This window comes from Thiofilum sp., from assembly GCF_016711335.1.
Taxonomy (GTDB): domain Bacteria; phylum Pseudomonadota; class Gammaproteobacteria; order Thiotrichales; family Thiotrichaceae; genus Thiofilum.
In genome coordinates this window covers 109359-126402 of record NZ_JADJTF010000004.1, presented here as the reverse complement: position 1 = coordinate 126402, position 17044 = coordinate 109359, and the positions used below count along the sequence as shown (strand labels likewise).

14 protein-coding genes and 1 CRISPR repeat array (1 of these 15 running past the window's edge) are annotated in these 17044 nt (G+C 43.4%); of the genes, 8 read left to right on the top strand and 6 right to left on the bottom strand.

The window, feature by feature from the left end:
- Positions 1-77: 77 nt before the first annotated feature.
- Positions 78-1430 carry a replication initiation protein gene (locus tag IPL34_RS19740; RefSeq protein WP_296843244.1) on the bottom strand — a complete coding sequence of 451 codons (1353 nt, stop codon included), beginning with the start codon at positions 1428-1430 and terminating at the stop codon, positions 78-80.
- 939 nt (positions 1431-2369) lie between these two features.
- Here IPL34_RS19740 and IPL34_RS19735 point away from each other — a divergent pair.
- Positions 2370-2993, top strand: a complete 624-nt coding sequence (locus IPL34_RS19735; protein WP_296843243.1) for a hypothetical protein — start codon at positions 2370-2372, stop codon at positions 2991-2993.
- A gap of 69 nt (positions 2994-3062) precedes the next feature.
- On the opposite strand, the gene IPL34_RS19730 is transcribed toward IPL34_RS19735, so the two are convergent.
- The 5 genes from IPL34_RS19730 to IPL34_RS19710 are packed head-to-tail and all read right to left on the bottom strand — an operon-like array spanning position 3063 to position 8182.
- On the bottom strand, positions 3063-4253 hold the full coding sequence (locus IPL34_RS19730; protein ID WP_296843242.1) for an ABC transporter substrate-binding protein: 1191 nt from the start codon (positions 4251-4253) through the stop codon (positions 3063-3065).
- 17 nt (positions 4254-4270) lie between these two features.
- On the bottom strand, positions 4271-5671 hold the full coding sequence (locus IPL34_RS19725) for a branched-chain amino acid ABC transporter permease (RefSeq protein ID WP_296843241.1): 1401 nt from the start codon (positions 5669-5671) through the stop codon (positions 4271-4273).
- A complete protein-coding gene (locus tag IPL34_RS19720) occupies positions 5668-6681 on the bottom strand; it encodes a branched-chain amino acid ABC transporter permease (RefSeq protein ID WP_296843240.1) in 1014 nt (337 codons plus the stop codon). The genes IPL34_RS19725 and IPL34_RS19720 overlap by 4 nt, the downstream gene beginning before the upstream one ends.
- 2 nt (positions 6682-6683) lie before the next feature.
- Positions 6684-7391, bottom strand: coding sequence for an ABC transporter ATP-binding protein (locus IPL34_RS19715; protein ID WP_296843239.1), 708 nt, complete (start codon positions 7389-7391; stop codon positions 6684-6686).
- Positions 7388-8182, bottom strand: a complete 795-nt coding sequence (locus IPL34_RS19710) for an ABC transporter ATP-binding protein (protein ID WP_296843238.1) — start codon at positions 8180-8182, stop codon at positions 7388-7390. Before IPL34_RS19710 ends, IPL34_RS19715 begins: the two co-directional genes overlap by 4 nt.
- A gap of 93 nt (positions 8183-8275) precedes the next feature.
- On the opposite strand from IPL34_RS19710, the gene cas1f reads away from it, so the two are divergent.
- The 7 genes from cas1f (at position 8276) to cas6f (ending at position 16655) form a co-directional block, all read left to right on the top strand.
- Positions 8276-9253, top strand: a complete 978-nt coding sequence (cas1f, locus tag IPL34_RS19705) for a type I-F CRISPR-associated endonuclease Cas1f (RefSeq protein ID WP_296843237.1) — start codon at positions 8276-8278, stop codon at positions 9251-9253.
- Positions 9250-12564, top strand: a complete 3315-nt coding sequence (cas3f, locus tag IPL34_RS19700; RefSeq protein ID WP_296843236.1) for a type I-F CRISPR-associated helicase Cas3f — start codon at positions 9250-9252, stop codon at positions 12562-12564. Before cas1f ends, cas3f begins: the two co-directional genes overlap by 4 nt.
- A gap of 84 nt (positions 12565-12648) precedes the next feature.
- A complete protein-coding gene (locus tag IPL34_RS19695; RefSeq protein ID WP_296843235.1) occupies positions 12649-12789 on the top strand; it encodes a hypothetical protein in 141 nt (46 codons plus the stop codon).
- An 87-nt stretch (positions 12790-12876) separates the two neighbouring features.
- Positions 12877-14115: a type I-F CRISPR-associated protein Csy1 gene (csy1, locus tag IPL34_RS19690; protein WP_296843234.1), complete on the top strand. Its 1239-nt coding sequence runs from the start codon at positions 12877-12879 to the stop codon at positions 14113-14115.
- Positions 14112-15011, top strand: coding sequence for a type I-F CRISPR-associated protein Csy2 (gene csy2 / locus IPL34_RS19685; protein ID WP_296843233.1), 900 nt, complete (start codon positions 14112-14114; stop codon positions 15009-15011). The genes csy1 and csy2 overlap by 4 nt, the downstream gene beginning before the upstream one ends.
- 15 nt (positions 15012-15026) lie before the next feature.
- Positions 15027-16040: a type I-F CRISPR-associated protein Csy3 gene (csy3, locus tag IPL34_RS19680; RefSeq protein ID WP_296843232.1), complete on the top strand. Its 1014-nt coding sequence runs from the start codon at positions 15027-15029 to the stop codon at positions 16038-16040.
- A gap of 9 nt (positions 16041-16049) precedes the next feature.
- A complete protein-coding gene (gene cas6f, locus IPL34_RS19675; protein ID WP_296843231.1) occupies positions 16050-16655 on the top strand; it encodes a type I-F CRISPR-associated endoribonuclease Cas6/Csy4 in 606 nt (201 codons plus the stop codon).
- A 142-nt stretch (positions 16656-16797) separates the two neighbouring features.
- Positions 16798-17044: direct repeats of the CRISPR family, unit length 28 nt; unit sequence GTTCACTGCCGCATAGGCAGCTTATGAA; it runs 3615 nt beyond the window's last position.

Sequence of the window (17044 nt, the reverse complement as noted above, 5' to 3'; positions counted from 1 at the left end):
TAGCTTAATACAGCTACAAGGTTGAATGGCAAGGCTCAGACCTATCCTGTACAAGCTGCGGAAAGTTCTACACTTTATCAAGATAACACTAAAGGTTCAGAGGCAGTTTCAAGCTCAATGAAACCTTCTGCTTGCATTCTTTCGGCAAAATAAGCAGCACGTCCAGCCTCGAAATGAGGCGCTAGTGCTAAAAGGCTAGCACTGCAATAATGGCTATTTAAATCCTCAATAAAGCTCGCCACAATGGGGTTGTCACGTTTAATACTTGCCAATAACTCGGCTTGCTGCTCGGTACTGAGTTGAGCAATGATTTCCTGCTTAACCTTAGCCCTATAATCTTTATCCCACTGCGCTTTACGCTTGGCTAGCTTTTCAGCTTGATCGAGTGCTTGTTGCTGGCGCTGCTTTTGTTGCTCTTGGGTGTGCTTTTTTTGTTCTAATTGCAGTTCAAAAGGCGTTTTAAAGCCTGCACCACTTTTGAGTAAAGTAAGCAGCAAGCCCGCCCCTTGAGCTTTTACTTTGCCAGCCAATACCTGCTCCTCAAACAAATTCACACAGCGCAACACGGCCTCGTCACCTTGCTCAGCAATAAAGCTCTCCGCCAGTTCGTCGCTAATACCATGTAAGCGCAAAGCAGCTAGTGCAGGTGATTCGACCTCAGTAACCGCTGCTAAAACCTCCACTTCATTGGGATCGGACTGTGGCAATAAGCTAAACGCTTCTTGATAAGCTTGTTTTTTAATTATGAAGCGTAGGTGAGTAATACTGCGTCCGGTACGAATAGTTTGTAAATCGAAGCTAATATCCGACAGATACAAGCCTGTAGCTTTATCCTGCTTTTCAAATTCACGTTTAGCAGGGGCTAGCACATTGCGATTAAACTCTTTGAATTCGGGATATTTTTCTGCATCAATATCGAGAATTTCCCGAAACTCACTCAAGGCATACTCACAAAAACCCTTGTACTCCCAAGTCTTGAGCAAGTGATAAATGCGAATAGTATAACTCCCGCGAAAACTCACAATGATCTGATATTTGAAACTAGCAAAATGCCCTTTAAGGCGCAGCAAATAGGGTTTGAGTTTTTCATGAAAGGAAAACTCCACCACCTTGTCACCCAAAGTACAATGCGATACCCAATGCAGCTTCAATAAGCGCTTGCCATCATCAATGGGGATACGTAACACCCGCGCCATCAAACGATCAGTCGCTTTATCCAACTCACGCAAAGCACTTTTGCGATCAATCGCCATATAGTCAGCCAATTGACGTACATCGATTTTGTAAGTCTTAAACTCCTCATCATCAGGAGAAATGAGTGAAATCATGGCAAAAATCAGCTTTTGCTCAATAGGAAGGAGCGAGTAGCGTGCTTCAGCTAAGTTATTGGAATAACTGACTAAATTACCTTTATTTTTAAGCTGATTCATACTGATCCTAACTATTAAAAGCTGAGTTAATACTTGAGATAGTGTAGTTAATTAATGAATACTACACTCAAAGGCTAGATCATTTCACAAATGCTCCCAAAAACCAACCTAAAAAACTTAAATACTCACAATGCGGAAAGTTCTACACTTTTTTATTAATCCCATATCCAACTTATAGCTTTTTGTATTGCGGAAAGTTCTACACTTTTAGGGATAACCATACCTCCTAACTTAATCTATATCGCTTGCGGAAAAATCTACACTTTTGAGAGAAGAGCAGGGTTCGATACATTTTTTGGCAGCACAAGCGTTATGCGGAAAGTTCTACACCTTTTGAGGCTATCCTAAGCTAATTGCTCATTTTTCATGCGAAAGAAGCTACACTTTTATGCCCTAAAACCCTGCTAATTGAGCGACGCGGAAAGTTCTACACTTTAATGCTGCTTTTTTGCGGAAAGTTCTACACTTTACGCGGAAAGTTCTACACCTTTAGCGGAAAGTTCTACACTTTACGCGGAAAGTTCTACACTTTAATGAAAAATTCATTTTAAAAAACAGTACCTTACAAGCCTCTAAACAAGATAAACAAGACAAACAAGACAAACAACAGCAAGCTCAGCGGAAAGTTCTACACTTTTAACGCTGATTGGGTCGTGTTTGTTTGTTGTTTGTTGTTTGTTGTTTGTTGTTTGTTGTTTGTTGTTTGTTGTTTGTTGTTTGTTGTTTGTTGTTTGTTGTTTTCAAGATACTACTGAAATCTTATTTTCAGACACTGAAACTATATTGAATTAGTATATTTTTAATATCGATTAAAAACTTATTTAGTACCTTTTATATACTGTAGGAAGTAAAATGAGCAGGGCTAGCACAATCTCATAGTCGTACTAGGGTAAAAATTTAAGTATGCTCAGTCTAACCAATAACTATAAGGACTAAACGATGGTCAACTCATCCATAGCTGCTCATTTGCAAGACCTGATTAAACGTGAACTAGAACGAGGAGAACGTATTCAATGGAGTGACCAACCTAGACCTAGTTTTATCACAAGTGAGAGTTTAGGAAGCTTTTTGTTTGGTATTCCTTGGACTGCTTTTGCTGTATTTTGGGTAGGTATGGCGTATCTGGGGGTATCAGAAGCGGATGAGGTAGGATTGTTTAATTTATTTCCTTTGTTTGGTGTGCCGTTTATTTTAATAGGCTTAGCCATGTTAAGCAGTCCGCTGAGAGTCTATCTAAAACTGCGTAAAACGGTGTATGCCTTAACTAATAAGCGTTTAATTCTGATTGAACCTAGTTGGCGGGCTAATACGATTCGTAGCTACTATTTCGTCGAACTCCAAGCTAGTGAAATATACAGGGAAGAACGCACAGACGGTTCAGGTCATTTAATCGTTAACCTCAGACCGGAGGAAGTACTCAGTAAAATGAAAACTAAAAAGATTATTCTAACGCGTATTCCACAGGTGAAGGAAGTTGAGCAACAGCTCAAACAATTAGTGGCTAAAGCTAGTGAGAAAGAAGAGGGTAAAGAGCAATCCCTCACAGAAGCCAAGATATATTAATAAAGGTATGCTAAAAAAATAGGCTATTCGTAAAAGAGCGAGATTATCGCTCTTTTACTTGAGGTAAGATTAGTGAATCTTTACCGATTCAAATTTACCGCCTTTGATTTCCATTTCGCGGTAAGAGCCGGGAACATCACCCGCATCATCAAACTCAACATTAGTAGCGCCTACATAATCCACATCGCCACCCTCAGCTAAGATTTTTAAACCTTTCGCTAATTCGCCGGGCAGAATCTTCTCACCGGGTGCATTAGCCACGTCTTTAATCTTAGTTTGAATCGCAGCACGATCTGTGGATTTAGCGGCTTGCATAGCGAGCGCTAAAATAGCTGCCGCATCATAAGATTCAGCGCGATAAGGACCACCTTGAGGATCGATGCTGGCAGTAGCTGCTATTTTGTTCCATGCTTCGCTACCCTCATACTCGCCACCAGCCATAGTGCCGAAAGAACCTTCAATATTTTTGCCCATATCAGCGGCAAATTTCTCGCCTACCATACCATCGGCTAGGATAAAGCGCTTGTAAGCTCCGGTATCTAAAGCGTTTTGTACGATACCTTTACCGCCTTGGTCGAGATAACCAAATACCACTAATTCCTTAGCACCAGAAGCGGCTAATGCAGCAACTTCGGCTGAGTAATCCGCTTTGCCGTCTTCGTGAGCACTATTGATGGTGATTTTGCCACCTAATTTTTCATAGGCTTTAGAGAACGATTCGCTTAGCCCTTTACCATAGTCATTATTGGTATAGGTAATAGCTACCTCGTCAATGCCACGATCTTTCACGATTTGAGCGAGTACTTCGCCTTGACGTGCATCAGAGGGGGCAGTGCGGAAGAAGAAACCTTTGTCTTCAATAGTAGTTAAAGCAGGGGAGGTCGCAGAGGGAGAGATAGTAGCAATACCATTAGGTGCGCTCACATTATTGACTACCGCCGTCGTTTCACCAGAGCAGCTAGCCCCTACAATCGCTACGACTTTCTCAGCCGAAGCTAAACGCTCAGCAGCGGCAGTGGCAGCAGCAGCATCCACACAGGAGGAATCGGCGCGAACAGTAGCAATTTTTTTACCCTCTAAGAACGCGCCTGAATCAGACACTTCTTTAAAAGCAAGCTCAGCAGAACCAGCCATCATAGGGGTTAAGGATTCAATGGGACCAGTAAACCCCATCAGTACCCCTACCTTTACCTCGTCCGCTGCCCCTACTGCGCTGGATAAGCCGGCTAGAATAACGCTCGTTAACAACAGTTTTTTCATGCAATGTTCTCCTCGTCTCATTTAAATTGTTTCGTTTGCTCAGGCAAAATGCCCCATGGGCTAAAACGCATTACCAGTAATAATACACTGCCCATAATAATGACCCGCATATATTGCGCACTATCCAATAGGTGCTTGCGTAGTCCACTATCCTCTCCCATCCCTGAGGTTAAGCTATTGATTAGCCAAAAACCGATGGGTTCAGCCTCGACCCAAATAAACCATACTAAAAAGCCGCCGATAATAGCGCCTAGATTATTACCAGAGCCGCCTACTATCACCATCACCCAAATTAAAAAGGTATAGCGTAAGGGGTTATACGACCCCGGCGTAAATTGACCATCAAGGGTTACCAACATAGCCCCTGCAATGCCCACCACTGCCGAACCTAAAATGAAAATTTGTAAATGGCGTCCAGTGACATCTTTACCCATCGCATCAGCAGCTACTTCATTATCACGAATCGCTCGAACCATACGTCCCCAAGGTGAGTTCAGAGCGAGTTCGGCTAATTGATAAATAATGAGTAACACCACTAAAAATAAGCAGGCATAACTCAATTTAACAAAGATACTAGAGCCTTCAATCAACAAGGCTTTTAAAGCGGCTACGCGTTCTGCTTCACCCAATAAGGTTAAAGTACTTGCGTTCCACTTTTCTACTAACTCAATAAACCAAGGTGTTTGTTGTAATTCTAATTCATAGGGAACAGGGCGGGGTAAACCCGTCACATTTTTAACCCCACGCGTGAGCCAGTCCTCATTGCGTAGGAATGCCACAATAATTTCTGAAATACCCAAGGTCGCAATAGCGAGATAATCAGCACGTAAGCCTAAAGCAACCTTACCAATCAGCCATGCCACACCTGCTGCGAATGCCCCACCGACTAACCAAGCTAAGACTACAGGTAGCCCTAAACCACCTAAATAACCGGTACTAGCGGGATTGACCGCTTCAATGGCACTCACCCCGGGATCTAAAATAAAACGGCTAATGACAATCCCGATAATCAATACCGCAGCTAAACTGAGGCGCTGAAAACGCTTACCTTTGAGGTGCTTATGGACATTGAGTGCTAGGGCTATAGTAATAGCAAAGGCAATCAGCGCAAAAATAACTCGAATGCCACCCGCTGCCCAAGCGTCTTTCACAGGGGGCATAGCAATCAATAAGACCGCTAAACCGCCTAAAGCCGCAAAGCCCATAATCCCGACATTAAATAAGCCCGCATAGCCCCACTGAATATTCACCCCTAATGCCATCACCGCAGAAATAATACACAGATTCAAAATAGTCAGGGCTAAAGACCACGATTGTGCAAAGCCTACTATAGCGAGTAAACCTAACATCAGAGCAAATACTACGAGTACTCGTAAACGATAATTGCCTTGAGAAATAACCGGTGGACGTTGGCTCATATCACTTTCCCCTTAAATAAGCCCGTAGGTTTAATCAGCAGTACAATAACCAAAATCACAAAGGACACCGCAAATTTGTATTCTGTGGAAAGTAGTTGTACCAAACTATCAGGTGCTAGGTCGGCAGGTAGTAAATAGGTCAGCAGCTTTTTATAAGCGTAGGTCACGATCACTTCAGAAAACGCAATAATAAAGCCGCCTGCAATCGCACCAATTGGACGCCCAATGCCACCTACTATCACCGCTGCGAAAATAGGTAGGAGTAGATTGAAATAAGCCAGTGGTTTATAGCCTTTATCTAAGCCATAAAGTACCCCCGCCGTAGTAGCAAAGGCGGCGGTAATAATCCACGTAATCATCACAATACGGTCGGGATTAATGCCGGATAAGAGCGCTAGATTTTCATTATCGGCATAGGCTCGCATCGCTTTACCGGTTTTAGTTTTTTGTAAAAACCAAAACAGTAGCCCTACTAAAATCACCGCCATAATAATAGTGATAGCTTGGGTGGTACGAATCACCAGTACTTCATCTAAGCCCGACCATTCTCTAAAAGCCGCAGCACTTAAGAAAAAGCGCTCACCATCCGTAAAATTCTGATCACCCGGGCCTAAGATTAAACGCACCAAGCCATTCATAATGAACATCACACCCAGCGATGCCATAACAAAGGTAATCGAGGCGCTACGTTTAGCACGGTAGTATTTATAGATATATTTGTCGGTGAATAGCAGCACCGCCGCCGTGACGACAATACCTAAAGGCAAAGCTAAAAGTGCAGTGGGTAAACTACCTAAATTAATCCCTAAAGCTTGTAGGCCCCAAGTCCCTAAGATGGTAATTACCGTACCAAACGCCATCGTTTCGCCTTGGGCAAAATTAGAAAAGCGCAGTACGCTATAAATCATGGTCACACCCAATGCACCAAGGGCGAGTTGGGAGCCATAAGTAAGGGCTGGTACAAAAATAAAGTTGGCAAACAGTACCAGTGCATTCAAAACATCGGTCATGTTTAACCTCCTAAAAATGATTTGCGCACTTCGGGATCGGCCAATAGCGCTTGTCCAGTATCGGTATGGCGATTTTCACCCATAACGAGTACATAGCCTCGATCTGCAATTTCTAAGGCTTGTCGTGCATTTTGCTCGACCATGAGTACCGCCATTCCCGTCGCTTTGACCTCTAAAATGCGATCAAACAACTCATCCATCACAATGGGGGATACTCCAGCAGTTGGCTCATCCAGCATCAGTACAGTAGGCTTGGTCATCATGGCACGACCGACCGCTACTTGTTGGCGCTGACCACCGGAGAGTTCGCCTGCATATTGGTAGCGTTTTTCTTTGAGAATGGGGAATAGCTGGTAAATTTGATCAATAGTGTCGCGGAAATCATCGGTGCGTAAAAATGCACCCATTTCCAGATTTTCTTCTACCGTCATGCTGGTGAATACGTTTTCGGTTTGGGGTACGAAAGCAATTCCTTCAGAAATACGCGCTTGAGGAGTGAGCTGGGTAATATCTTTGCCATTTAATTTAACCGAACCACCGCGCAGATTCAGCATACCGAGCATGGCTTTCATCGCAGTCGATTTGCCTGCCCCATTAGGGCCTACGATGACCGCAATTTCACCCTTATCTACGCCAATCGTACAACCATTTAAAATATTCGGGCCGCTGCCATAGCCACCCATCATGCCTTCGCCCATTAAGTAGGTCATGCGGCGGCTCCTTGATTGACTAGGTTTTTATTTTTCAGACCACGACCGAGATAAGCCTCAATGACTTTTTCATTGTTTTTGACTTCTTCGGCGGTTCCTTGCGTGAGTACCGAGCCTTCAGCGAGTACCACCACCGGATTACACAGTTTGGAAATAAAATCCATGTCGTGCTCGATCATGCAAAAGGTATAACCCCGCTCTTGATTGAGACGCACGATAGCATCGCCTATTTCACCCAAAAGAGTACGATTGACACCTGCACCGACTTCATCCAGTAACACGACTTTGGCATCCACCATCATAGTGCGACCTAGTTCAATCAGCTTTTTCTGCCCACCGGAAAGGTTGCCTGCCTTTTCGTTTTTAACGTGGGAGATTTTTAAAAACTGAATCACTTCTTCGGCTTTAGCGCGTACTTCCTCTTCTTGAGCACGGATTTTGCCGCGCTGAAACCACGCCTTCCAAATGTTTTCCCCTAATTGTCCCGCAGGAACCATCATGAGGTTTTCCAGCACAGTCATGGTGGAAAATTCGTGCGCGATTTGAAAGGTGCGTAATAAACCTTTATGAAAGAGCTGATGGGCTTTGAGACCCGTCACATCTTCGCCATTAAGAAAAATTTGACCGGAGCTAGGAGGGAATAGTCCAGCAATGAGGTTAAATAAAGTGGACTTACCTGCCCCATTAGGGCCTATCAGTCCGGTAATTGAGCCACGTTCAATGGTGAGGGACGCATTATTGACCGCAGTCAAGCCCCCAAAATGTTTGGATACCGCTTTTACTTCAATCATATCAGTGTGAGCTTTCGATTATTAGCACTTGACCAGAATAACGTATTTCACTGCTAATAAAAGTACTTTGTGACCTAAACATAAGGATTGATCGTGAAGCCCCAGCCGACTGATGACTTAAAAGCCATATTGCATTCCAAACGTGCCAATTTATTTTATCTGGAACATTGCCGTGTGATGGCAAAGGATGGGCGCGTCGTTTTTTTAAAGCCTGCTAAAGAGGAAAACTATTATTGGAATATTCCTATAGCCAATACCACTGTGATTTTATTAGGTAATGGTACTTCAATCACCCAAGGGGCAGTACGGCTATTGTGTGCTGCTGGGGTGATGTTTGGTTTTTCAGGTGGTGGAGGCACGCCTTTATTAGCAGGTACTGAGACTAAAAAACCTACGGATATTGAATGGCTCATGCCGCAAAGTGAGTATCGACCGACTGAGTATTTACAACATTGGATGCAATTTTGGTTTGAGGAGTCCAAGCGTTTGACCATCGCCAAGTACTTTCAAGAGCAACGTCTAGCTTATCTGCGCAAGATTTGGGGCAAAGATCAGGATTTAAAAAACTATGATTTTGCGCTTGATGAGGTGAGTTTGGATAAGGCATTGAAAACGTATCAGCGTGAATTGGCACAAACTCCGAATGTGACCCAGTTGTTATTGCTAGAAGCACGTTTAACGACTGCTTTGTATGCCTTTGCAGCTCAGCGTACTCAGCACGATGATTTCACTCGTGACCATGACCCCAAAGAAACCGATATAGCTAATCAATTCCTCAATCATGGTAATTATCTCGCCTATGGTTTAGCGGCTACCTGTTTGTGGGTATTAGGGATTCCGCATGGCTTTGCCGTGATGCATGGCAAAACACGGCGTGGTGCTTTGGTGTTTGATGTGGCGGATTTGATTAAAGATGCGATTGTATTACCCAATGCGTTTATTGCCGCACAGGAGGGCGACACTGAGCAGGAGTTTCGCCAGCGCTGTTTACAGGCTTTCACGCAACATGAAGCCTTAGATTTTATGTTTGATGTGGTGAAAGACGCGGCACTGAAGGGGGCAAATTTATGATGGTGACTTTTATTTCGCAGTGTCAAAAGAACTCGCTCAAGATCACTCGTCAAATTTTGGATGCCTACGCGAATCGTATTGGTGAGCGTACTTGGCAAACCATGATTACCCAAGAGGGCTTAAAGGCGGTGAAAAGTCGTTTAGCTAAAACCGCACGTAAGACTACTGCCGTAGCCTGTCATCGTATTCATGGTACTAAGCGCACTGAGTTGGTGTGGGTGGTTGGCAATAAAGGCGAATTTGATGCACAGGGTAATGTGCCAGTTAATCGCACCCAACGCGACATTATAAGGGAGGATTGGGAGAATGATTGGCAGTATTTACAACTCATTAAGGTCTTAGTGGCATTAGCCGCGCTATTTCATGATTTTGGTAAGTCATGGGATCACTTTCAAACCATGCTTACGGATGTTAAGAAAAAAGACCCGATTCGACATGAGTGGATTTCGTTGCTGTTATTCAAAGCATTAGTGCAGGGTAAGACTGATGAGCAATGGTTGGGGGAGTTGGAGCAATTAAAAGAAGCTACCCCTAAAAAGCGCCAAACATTCGATAAGCAATTAAGAAATAAAGCTAAACCTTGTAAACAGAGTGAGGATTATCCATTTGAGGCAGGATTTTCAACCTTAGCCTCGTGGATCGGTTGGTTGATAGTAACTCATCATAAATTGCCCCTAGAGCGTAGTGAGTCTAGTCTTGAGGGCGCAAAAAAACCTCTAGCGCGGCAAGCCGTATTATCAGCCATTCACCGCTCCCATGGCTATATCAAGGAGCAGCGAGAACTCACTAAACCTAAAGATTGGACATTTAGTGAGGGACTACCTTTACTCTCTGACAGTTGGTGTAATGAGGTCGCACGTTGGGCGCGAAAGGCTAAAGTACTTCTTGAAAACATGGCAGAAGCTGAAAAAGCAGAACGTTTAATTTTAACGCTAGCCCGTTTAAGCCTCATGGTGGGTGATCATCATTACTCCTCGCAACCAGCGGATGCTCAATGGCAAACCTCTTTAAGTCTAATCGCAAACACTAAAGCAGACGGAACCGGCAAGCAAAAGCTGGATGAACACCTAGTCGGAGTCAATGCGGCTGCTTTGAAGGCTGTTCATTTACTACCTAAGTTTGAAAAAGATTTACCCACCATCGAGCAGTTAAAGGCTTTACGCAAACCCGCAAAAGGCAAATTTGCTTGGCAAAATAAAGCTGTTGAAACGCTTAGTGATTGGCGTCAAAAGCATAAGTCAGAGGTGCAAGGGTTCTTTGCTATAAATATGGCAAGTACCGGATACGGTAAAACCTTTGCTAATACCAAGGTCATGGGAGCACTAACCGCAAAACAACACTTGCGTTATAACCTTGCACTAGGTTTGCGTACTTTGACCTTACAAACAGGCGATGAGTACCGCGCTAAATTAAATTTAGATAATACGCAAATGGCGGTATTGGTAGGTTCATCTGCGGTGCGCTTTCTACATGATCAAAACAACCAAAATAAAACCCTTACACAAGAGCTTGATCACATATTGGGTGCAGATTTAGAGGAGTCTAACGGTTCTGCTTCGGCTCAAGAGTTGGATGATAGTTTTGATATTGATATTACCCTTGCCGATACAGTAGAGGAGCATTTCAGTACTTTATTTCAGGGCAGCAAAGCTAAAAAAGCTAAGCAACTGCTGTATGCACCTGTGGTAGTTTGCACGATTGATCATTTAATGCCTGCAACGGAAAGTCTGGCAGGGGGTAAGCATATTTTGCCTACTTTGCGCCTGATGTCGGCTGATTTAGTGATTGATGAGGTGGATGATTTTAATCAGGAAGATTTACCTGCTTTAGTACGCTTGGTGCATTTAGTGGGCATGCTGGGGCGTAAGGTAATGATTTCCTCCGCTACTATTCCGCCTGCGATGGCTGAAGGTTTATTTCAGGCTTACCAAGCAGGATGGCAGATTTTTGCATTAAGTCGTAAACGTAGTGCCAGCGTGACCAGCTTTTGGTTGGATGAATTTAGTACTCAAATTGATCTTTTTGATAATACAGCCGATTTTAACGCAGCCCATCAAGCTTTCATTAGTAAACGCTTAATATCATTAGCCAGAGAAAAGCCTCAGCGTAAGGCGCTAATTCACGACCTAGCTAGACAAACTTCTCTAGCAAAAGCAGATATTGAGCAGTATTGGTTTGCTCAAATACGGCAATCTGCATTGCAATTACATCAAGCTCATCAATTACACGATGAAAAAAGTGATAAAGATTACAGTGTCGGCGTGATTCGAGTTGCTCATATTGATCCCTGTATTCGACTAGCGGAGTACTTATTGGGGTGTGAGTTACCAGACGATTATGATGTACGAGTCATGAGTTATCACAGTCGCCAAGTATTGTTATTACGCTCGGAATTAGAAAAGCATTTAGACCAAGTACTGAATCGTAAAGACGCTAAACAACCCGCACATCACCCTTTAATTCAGCGCCACCTTCAGGCGAGTACTAAAAAACAGGTAATTTTTATAGTGGTTGCCTCTCCTGTGGCTGAGGTGGGGCGTGATCATGATTATGATTGGGCTGTAATTGAACCCTCCTCAATGCGCTCGATTATTCAAATGGCGGGAAGGGTGCGACGTCATCGCCCTGTGTTAGATGAGTTAGCACCGAATTTGGTTTTATTAGAGTATAATTTGACCAGTTTGTTGGCTAAAAGTGACCAAGATCCCGCTTTTTTTCACCCAGGTTATGAAAGTAGGGATAAGTCAAAAGGATATTGCTTAAATACTCATAGCTTAAAGGTATTAGTGGCGAGTGAAGTACTGACTAATAAAGTCGATGCTAGTCTACGAATTCAAGCTGAAAATGCTTTACGACCTAGGGAGCGCTTAGCAGATTTAGAGCATCAAGTACTCAATGATAGTTTGCTAAAAGCCGATTATCGACCTCAAGCTGCGCAGGCATGGTTAAAGAGCAGTTTTTATTTATTGGGTCTTGCACAGTACTTGACTCCTTTTAGAGAGTCACAACCTGATACCGTTTACAAATTGCATATCACTGAGGAAGGAGAGTTAAAGTTACGTTTTCCAGCTAGGGATTTAGAACATAGTGGGCAAGTACCTCATCATTTAAAGGTGGTTGAGTTAGAACCTCATTTAAAAACAAGGCGTTGGCTGTCATTAGATTATGAAAACTTGATTGAGCAATATCGAGCGGTATTGGGCTATAGCATTGCGGGGGTGTGTGAGTATTTGGGTGAGGTGCGTTTGGAAGATAGGCAAGGCGAGACCAAGTTTAGCTTTGTACCTGAATTAGGATTTTTAAAAATTTAATAGGATCTATAAGATGGTTATTGACTACTTGGTGACATCTGCTTTATGCTCTAGGTCATGTTTTTGATTTAGAGTAATTAACTTATGGTTGAAAATTTAGATGCTGTTTCCAAGTTCCTATTTGATTTGGAGCAACTCAATTGGTCTTTTGCTGAGATTATGGCGGTATTAGCTATGTTTTTAGCTTGCTTAGCCATGTTAGTACTTTTAAGGAAAAAGCGCTGAAAACTGCCGTATAGGTAGCTTAGAAAATCTTACAGATACTATTTTTTCACTGCCGGATAGGCAGCTTATTTTATATAGGTAGCTGTTATGATTAATCCCATTACTAACTTTCTAGAGGGGCGTAAGCAAAAGCCCCTCAAAGAAGGTAAAAAAGATGTACTTGAGATTGAGAGCGAGTACTCGATTCCCGTGTGGGTGGCGAATGCTGCCCAGCGTGCTAAGCAACTGAGTTTAGTGTCACACCCCGCTAAATTCAGTCATCCCGATGCGCGTACTACGCCCATATTCATTAAATCTGAGTTCAAAGCAGATGGTTTAGTGCGGTCAGGTAATGTTTCTACCGAGCTAGCGGATGTCGTGGGTAATGCCGCCGCATTAGATGTTTATGCCTTTTTATCGTTAGTTTTGGAAGACGGGCAAACCGTTTTAGAGCATTTTGAGCAAAGTACTCCGGTACTTAAACAGCTACTAAAAGTAGATGATGAGACTTTTAGTAATTGGCGTAGTGGTTTCTTAGCTGTCAAAAGTACCGATCAAAGCATTAAAACTGATGCTAATATTAAACAAGTATATTTCCCTACACCTGAGGGCTATACCTTATTATCCGTGTTATACCCCTCTGCGCTTATTACTGAAAACAAAGAGCGTTTGCGCAAATTCAAAGCTTATGCTGAGGATTTTAAGCCTGCGCGTGAGGCTAGAAAGAAAAAGCACTACCATGCCGCAGGCTATGCGGATATGCCCAAATTGCTCATTCAAAAATTTGGGGGTACTAAGCCACAAAATATTAGTAAGCTCAATAGTAATAATGGCGGTCAGGCTTGGCTATTGCCCTGTTTTCCTCCTGAAATAGGGACTCATTATACGCGCTTACCTAAAAATGATTTCTTTAAAAGCCTACCAAGTCGTAATGAAAATTTACAAGAATTATTAAAAGCTTTGTATCGCTTATTCAAAATTGAGGACTACACCAATAAAGCGATTCGGCAAAGTCGTAAAAAACTGATGACTCAGGTATTTGAATGGGTGCTTGGGTTTGCGATGCGTATTCAGGAGCAGCCAGCAGGCTGGTCAAAGGCTGAGGGCTTTGATTTACCTCTAACCCAACGCTTATGGCTAGATAGTGCCTATCAAGAACAACGTGACTTATCCCCGAATTGGCAAACTGAAATAGCCCAGCAATTAAGTGATTGGTTTATCTTTACTTATAATCGCTTACCTAAAGAAAGTACTGCTAAGGATATACATTTAGGTGATGAAGAGTATCGTGCCTTCACTCAGGAGCTATTAGACTTTGTGGCGCAACATGAGGAGTTTATTTTATGAGTCAATACTTGTTAATTAAACGCCTAAAAGTGCAAAATGCTAATGCTTTATCCAGCCCTTTTACTTATGGTTTTCCTGCGGTTACTGCTTTTTTAGGTTTGGCACATAAATTACAACGTATATTAAATCGTGATAATAATCCTGATGAGTTTATTTGTTCGGGTGTAGGGATATTGAGCCATCAATTTACTATGCAGGATTATCAGGCGGGTTATGAGCGAGTGCTTAAACTCACAGCAAATCCATTGGATAAGGATGGAGATAGACCTTCCTTTATAGAGGAGGGGCGTTGTCATTTAACGGTTTCTTTAGTACTGGAAGTGGATAATTTACCACTACAAACAGAGCGCTTTTTAGCAAAATTACCGCAGTTAATGATGAGCCAATGCAAATTGGCAGGCGGTGATATTTTGTCGATTCAGCGTGTGCAACTGCTGGCGGATGAAACTAAAAGCTGGCGATTTTTATTACCCAGCTATGCGCTCATTGAGCGGCGTGATCTGATGATAACGGCGATGCAAGCGGGGCAAGATGCTTTAGATGCTTTGCATGATGCGTTGAAGATTAATTATACCAGTACGCCCCTTGAGCCTGTGGTGGAGGGTAAGGAGACTAAAGCCGAATGGTCAGCTAGTCGTACTTACGCTGATCAAGGCTGGATTGTGCCGATTGCGACGGGGTTTCATGCCCTAACCCCTGCGGCTTTTGCTGAACAACAGCGTGATGCCACCACCCCACATCGTTTTGCTGAAAGTGTGGTGACATTAGGCGCATTTATGATGCCGTTACCAAGTCGATTCAATAGTTTGAGTGAGCTGATTTGGCGTTATGCGCCTCCACAAAAGGATCTGTATTGGTGCACTCAACACAACCAATATTCTGCTGCTGACGTTTAACTAAGGAGATGTTTCATGGCTGCTAAAGATAAAGCCGACGTTATTACTATTCCATCCGTATTAGCCTTTGAAAAGAAATTAGTACCCTCCGACGCTCAGATGTTTGCGGTGAGTTGGAAGGAGCGTACTGGTGTGGCTCAAGCGCTAAAACTCCAAGAAAAATCAGTACGTGGCACGATTTCCAATCGTTTAGCCGCCAAAGACGCTGATCCTGCCAAGCTCGATGCCTCGATTGAAAATGCCAATATTCAAACCGTAGATTATTGCGCCCTGCCCAATGATAAAGACACCTTAAAAGTACGCTTTACCCTAAAAGTACTGAGTGGCATTGAGCAACCTTCAGCCTGTAATGGTCAAGCGTTTCAAGCCAGCTACGCCAAAGCGGTAAGTACCTATATGGAAAAGACGGGCTTTAAAGCATTAGCGCAGCGTTATGCGACTAATATTGCCAATGCACGATTCTTATGGCGTAACCGTGTGGGCGCTGAACAGATTCAAGTCATTGTAAAGCATCTTAATAATGGCACTGATATCCCCACTGTGTGGACTTTTGATGCTAAAGCAATCGGGCTACATAATTTTGAACATGAGGCGGTGCAAGCCTTAGCTAATGTGATTGCTGAGAGTTTGAAAAATGAGTTTGCTTTACTGGATATTGAGGCTTATAGCCAGTTAGGTGAGGGGCAAGAGGTTTATCCGAGTGAAGAGCTAGTCACGGAAAAGGGCGATAAGAGCAAGATTTTATACGCCACCGATGGTGTAGCAGCCCTGCATTCGCAAAAGGTGGGGAATGCGTTGCGTACTATTGACACTTGGTATGACGGCACGAGTGATGCCAAGCCGATTGCAGTGGAGGTGTATGGTTCGGTGACTAATCAAGGTACTGCCTATCGTAATCCTAAAGGTAAGCAGGATTTTTATACCCTGTTTGATCAGTTTGCAGTGGGTGGAGACATTGATGAACAGGCTCAGCATTATGTGATGGCGATGTTGGTTCGTGGGGGTGTGTTTGGTAAGTCTTCTAAGTAAGGAGTACTTATGTATCACTTTATTGAGCTAAGTATCTTGCCGGATGAGTCGGTATCGACGAGCTTTATTATGAGCAAAGTGATGGATGTGTTGCATCTGTGCTTGGTGAATGTGCAAAAGGAGCTAGGACATAATCCGGTCGGTTTGAGTTTTCCCGCTTATCGTTATGATCCTGAAAGTAAAGGCGAAACTAAGGGTAGTTTAGGTACTAAGATGCGCTTATATAGTTTGGACGCGGCGCATTTAGAGCGTTTGCAATTGCGTCAACAGTTGCGCCGTTTTGAGGATTATGTGCATCAGCGTAGTGTGGTCAGTTTAGAGCGTCCTAATTTGAGTTTTGCTTGTTTTAAGCGGGTGCAGGTGGATTCTTCGGTGGAGCGTTTGGCACGGCGGCGAGCGGCGCATTTGCAGCAGCCTGTTGAGGAGGCTTTGGCGTTTTTTAGGGCGCAGGGTAAGGAGGCTATGATGACGGATTTGCCGTTTGTGCGTTTGCATAGTCAAAGTAGTGAACAGGCGTTTCGGTTGTTTGTGGCTAAGGTGGAGGCTAAGCCGCCTACTGAGTGGCGTTTTAGTACGTATGGGCTGAGTGCGACGGTGGGCGTGCCGGATGTTTGAAGGGGTTTTAGACCCTAATTTTGCCAAGTCAAAATGGCTCTTTAACAATCAATGACTTAGAGAGCCTGTAGAAAAAAGGGTTAAAACCCGTTTTTTACCCTTTTTGTTTGGAAAAACGAGCACTTATTGAGTTAAGATGCTCGTTCACTGCCGCATAGGCAGCTTATGAATAGTACGGAGGGCATTAGTTATCGTACTAAACGTTCACTGCCGCATAGGCAGCTTATGAATGAATTGTTTAAACCCGTGTATTTACGTTTCCAGTTCACTGCCGCATAGGCAGCTTATGAATATTAAAGCATCGGGGTATCGTGCAGGCGTTAGTTCACTGCCGCATAGGCAGCTTATGAATTATGTAGTTATTAGTAATTTCCCTAATGACGGTTCAC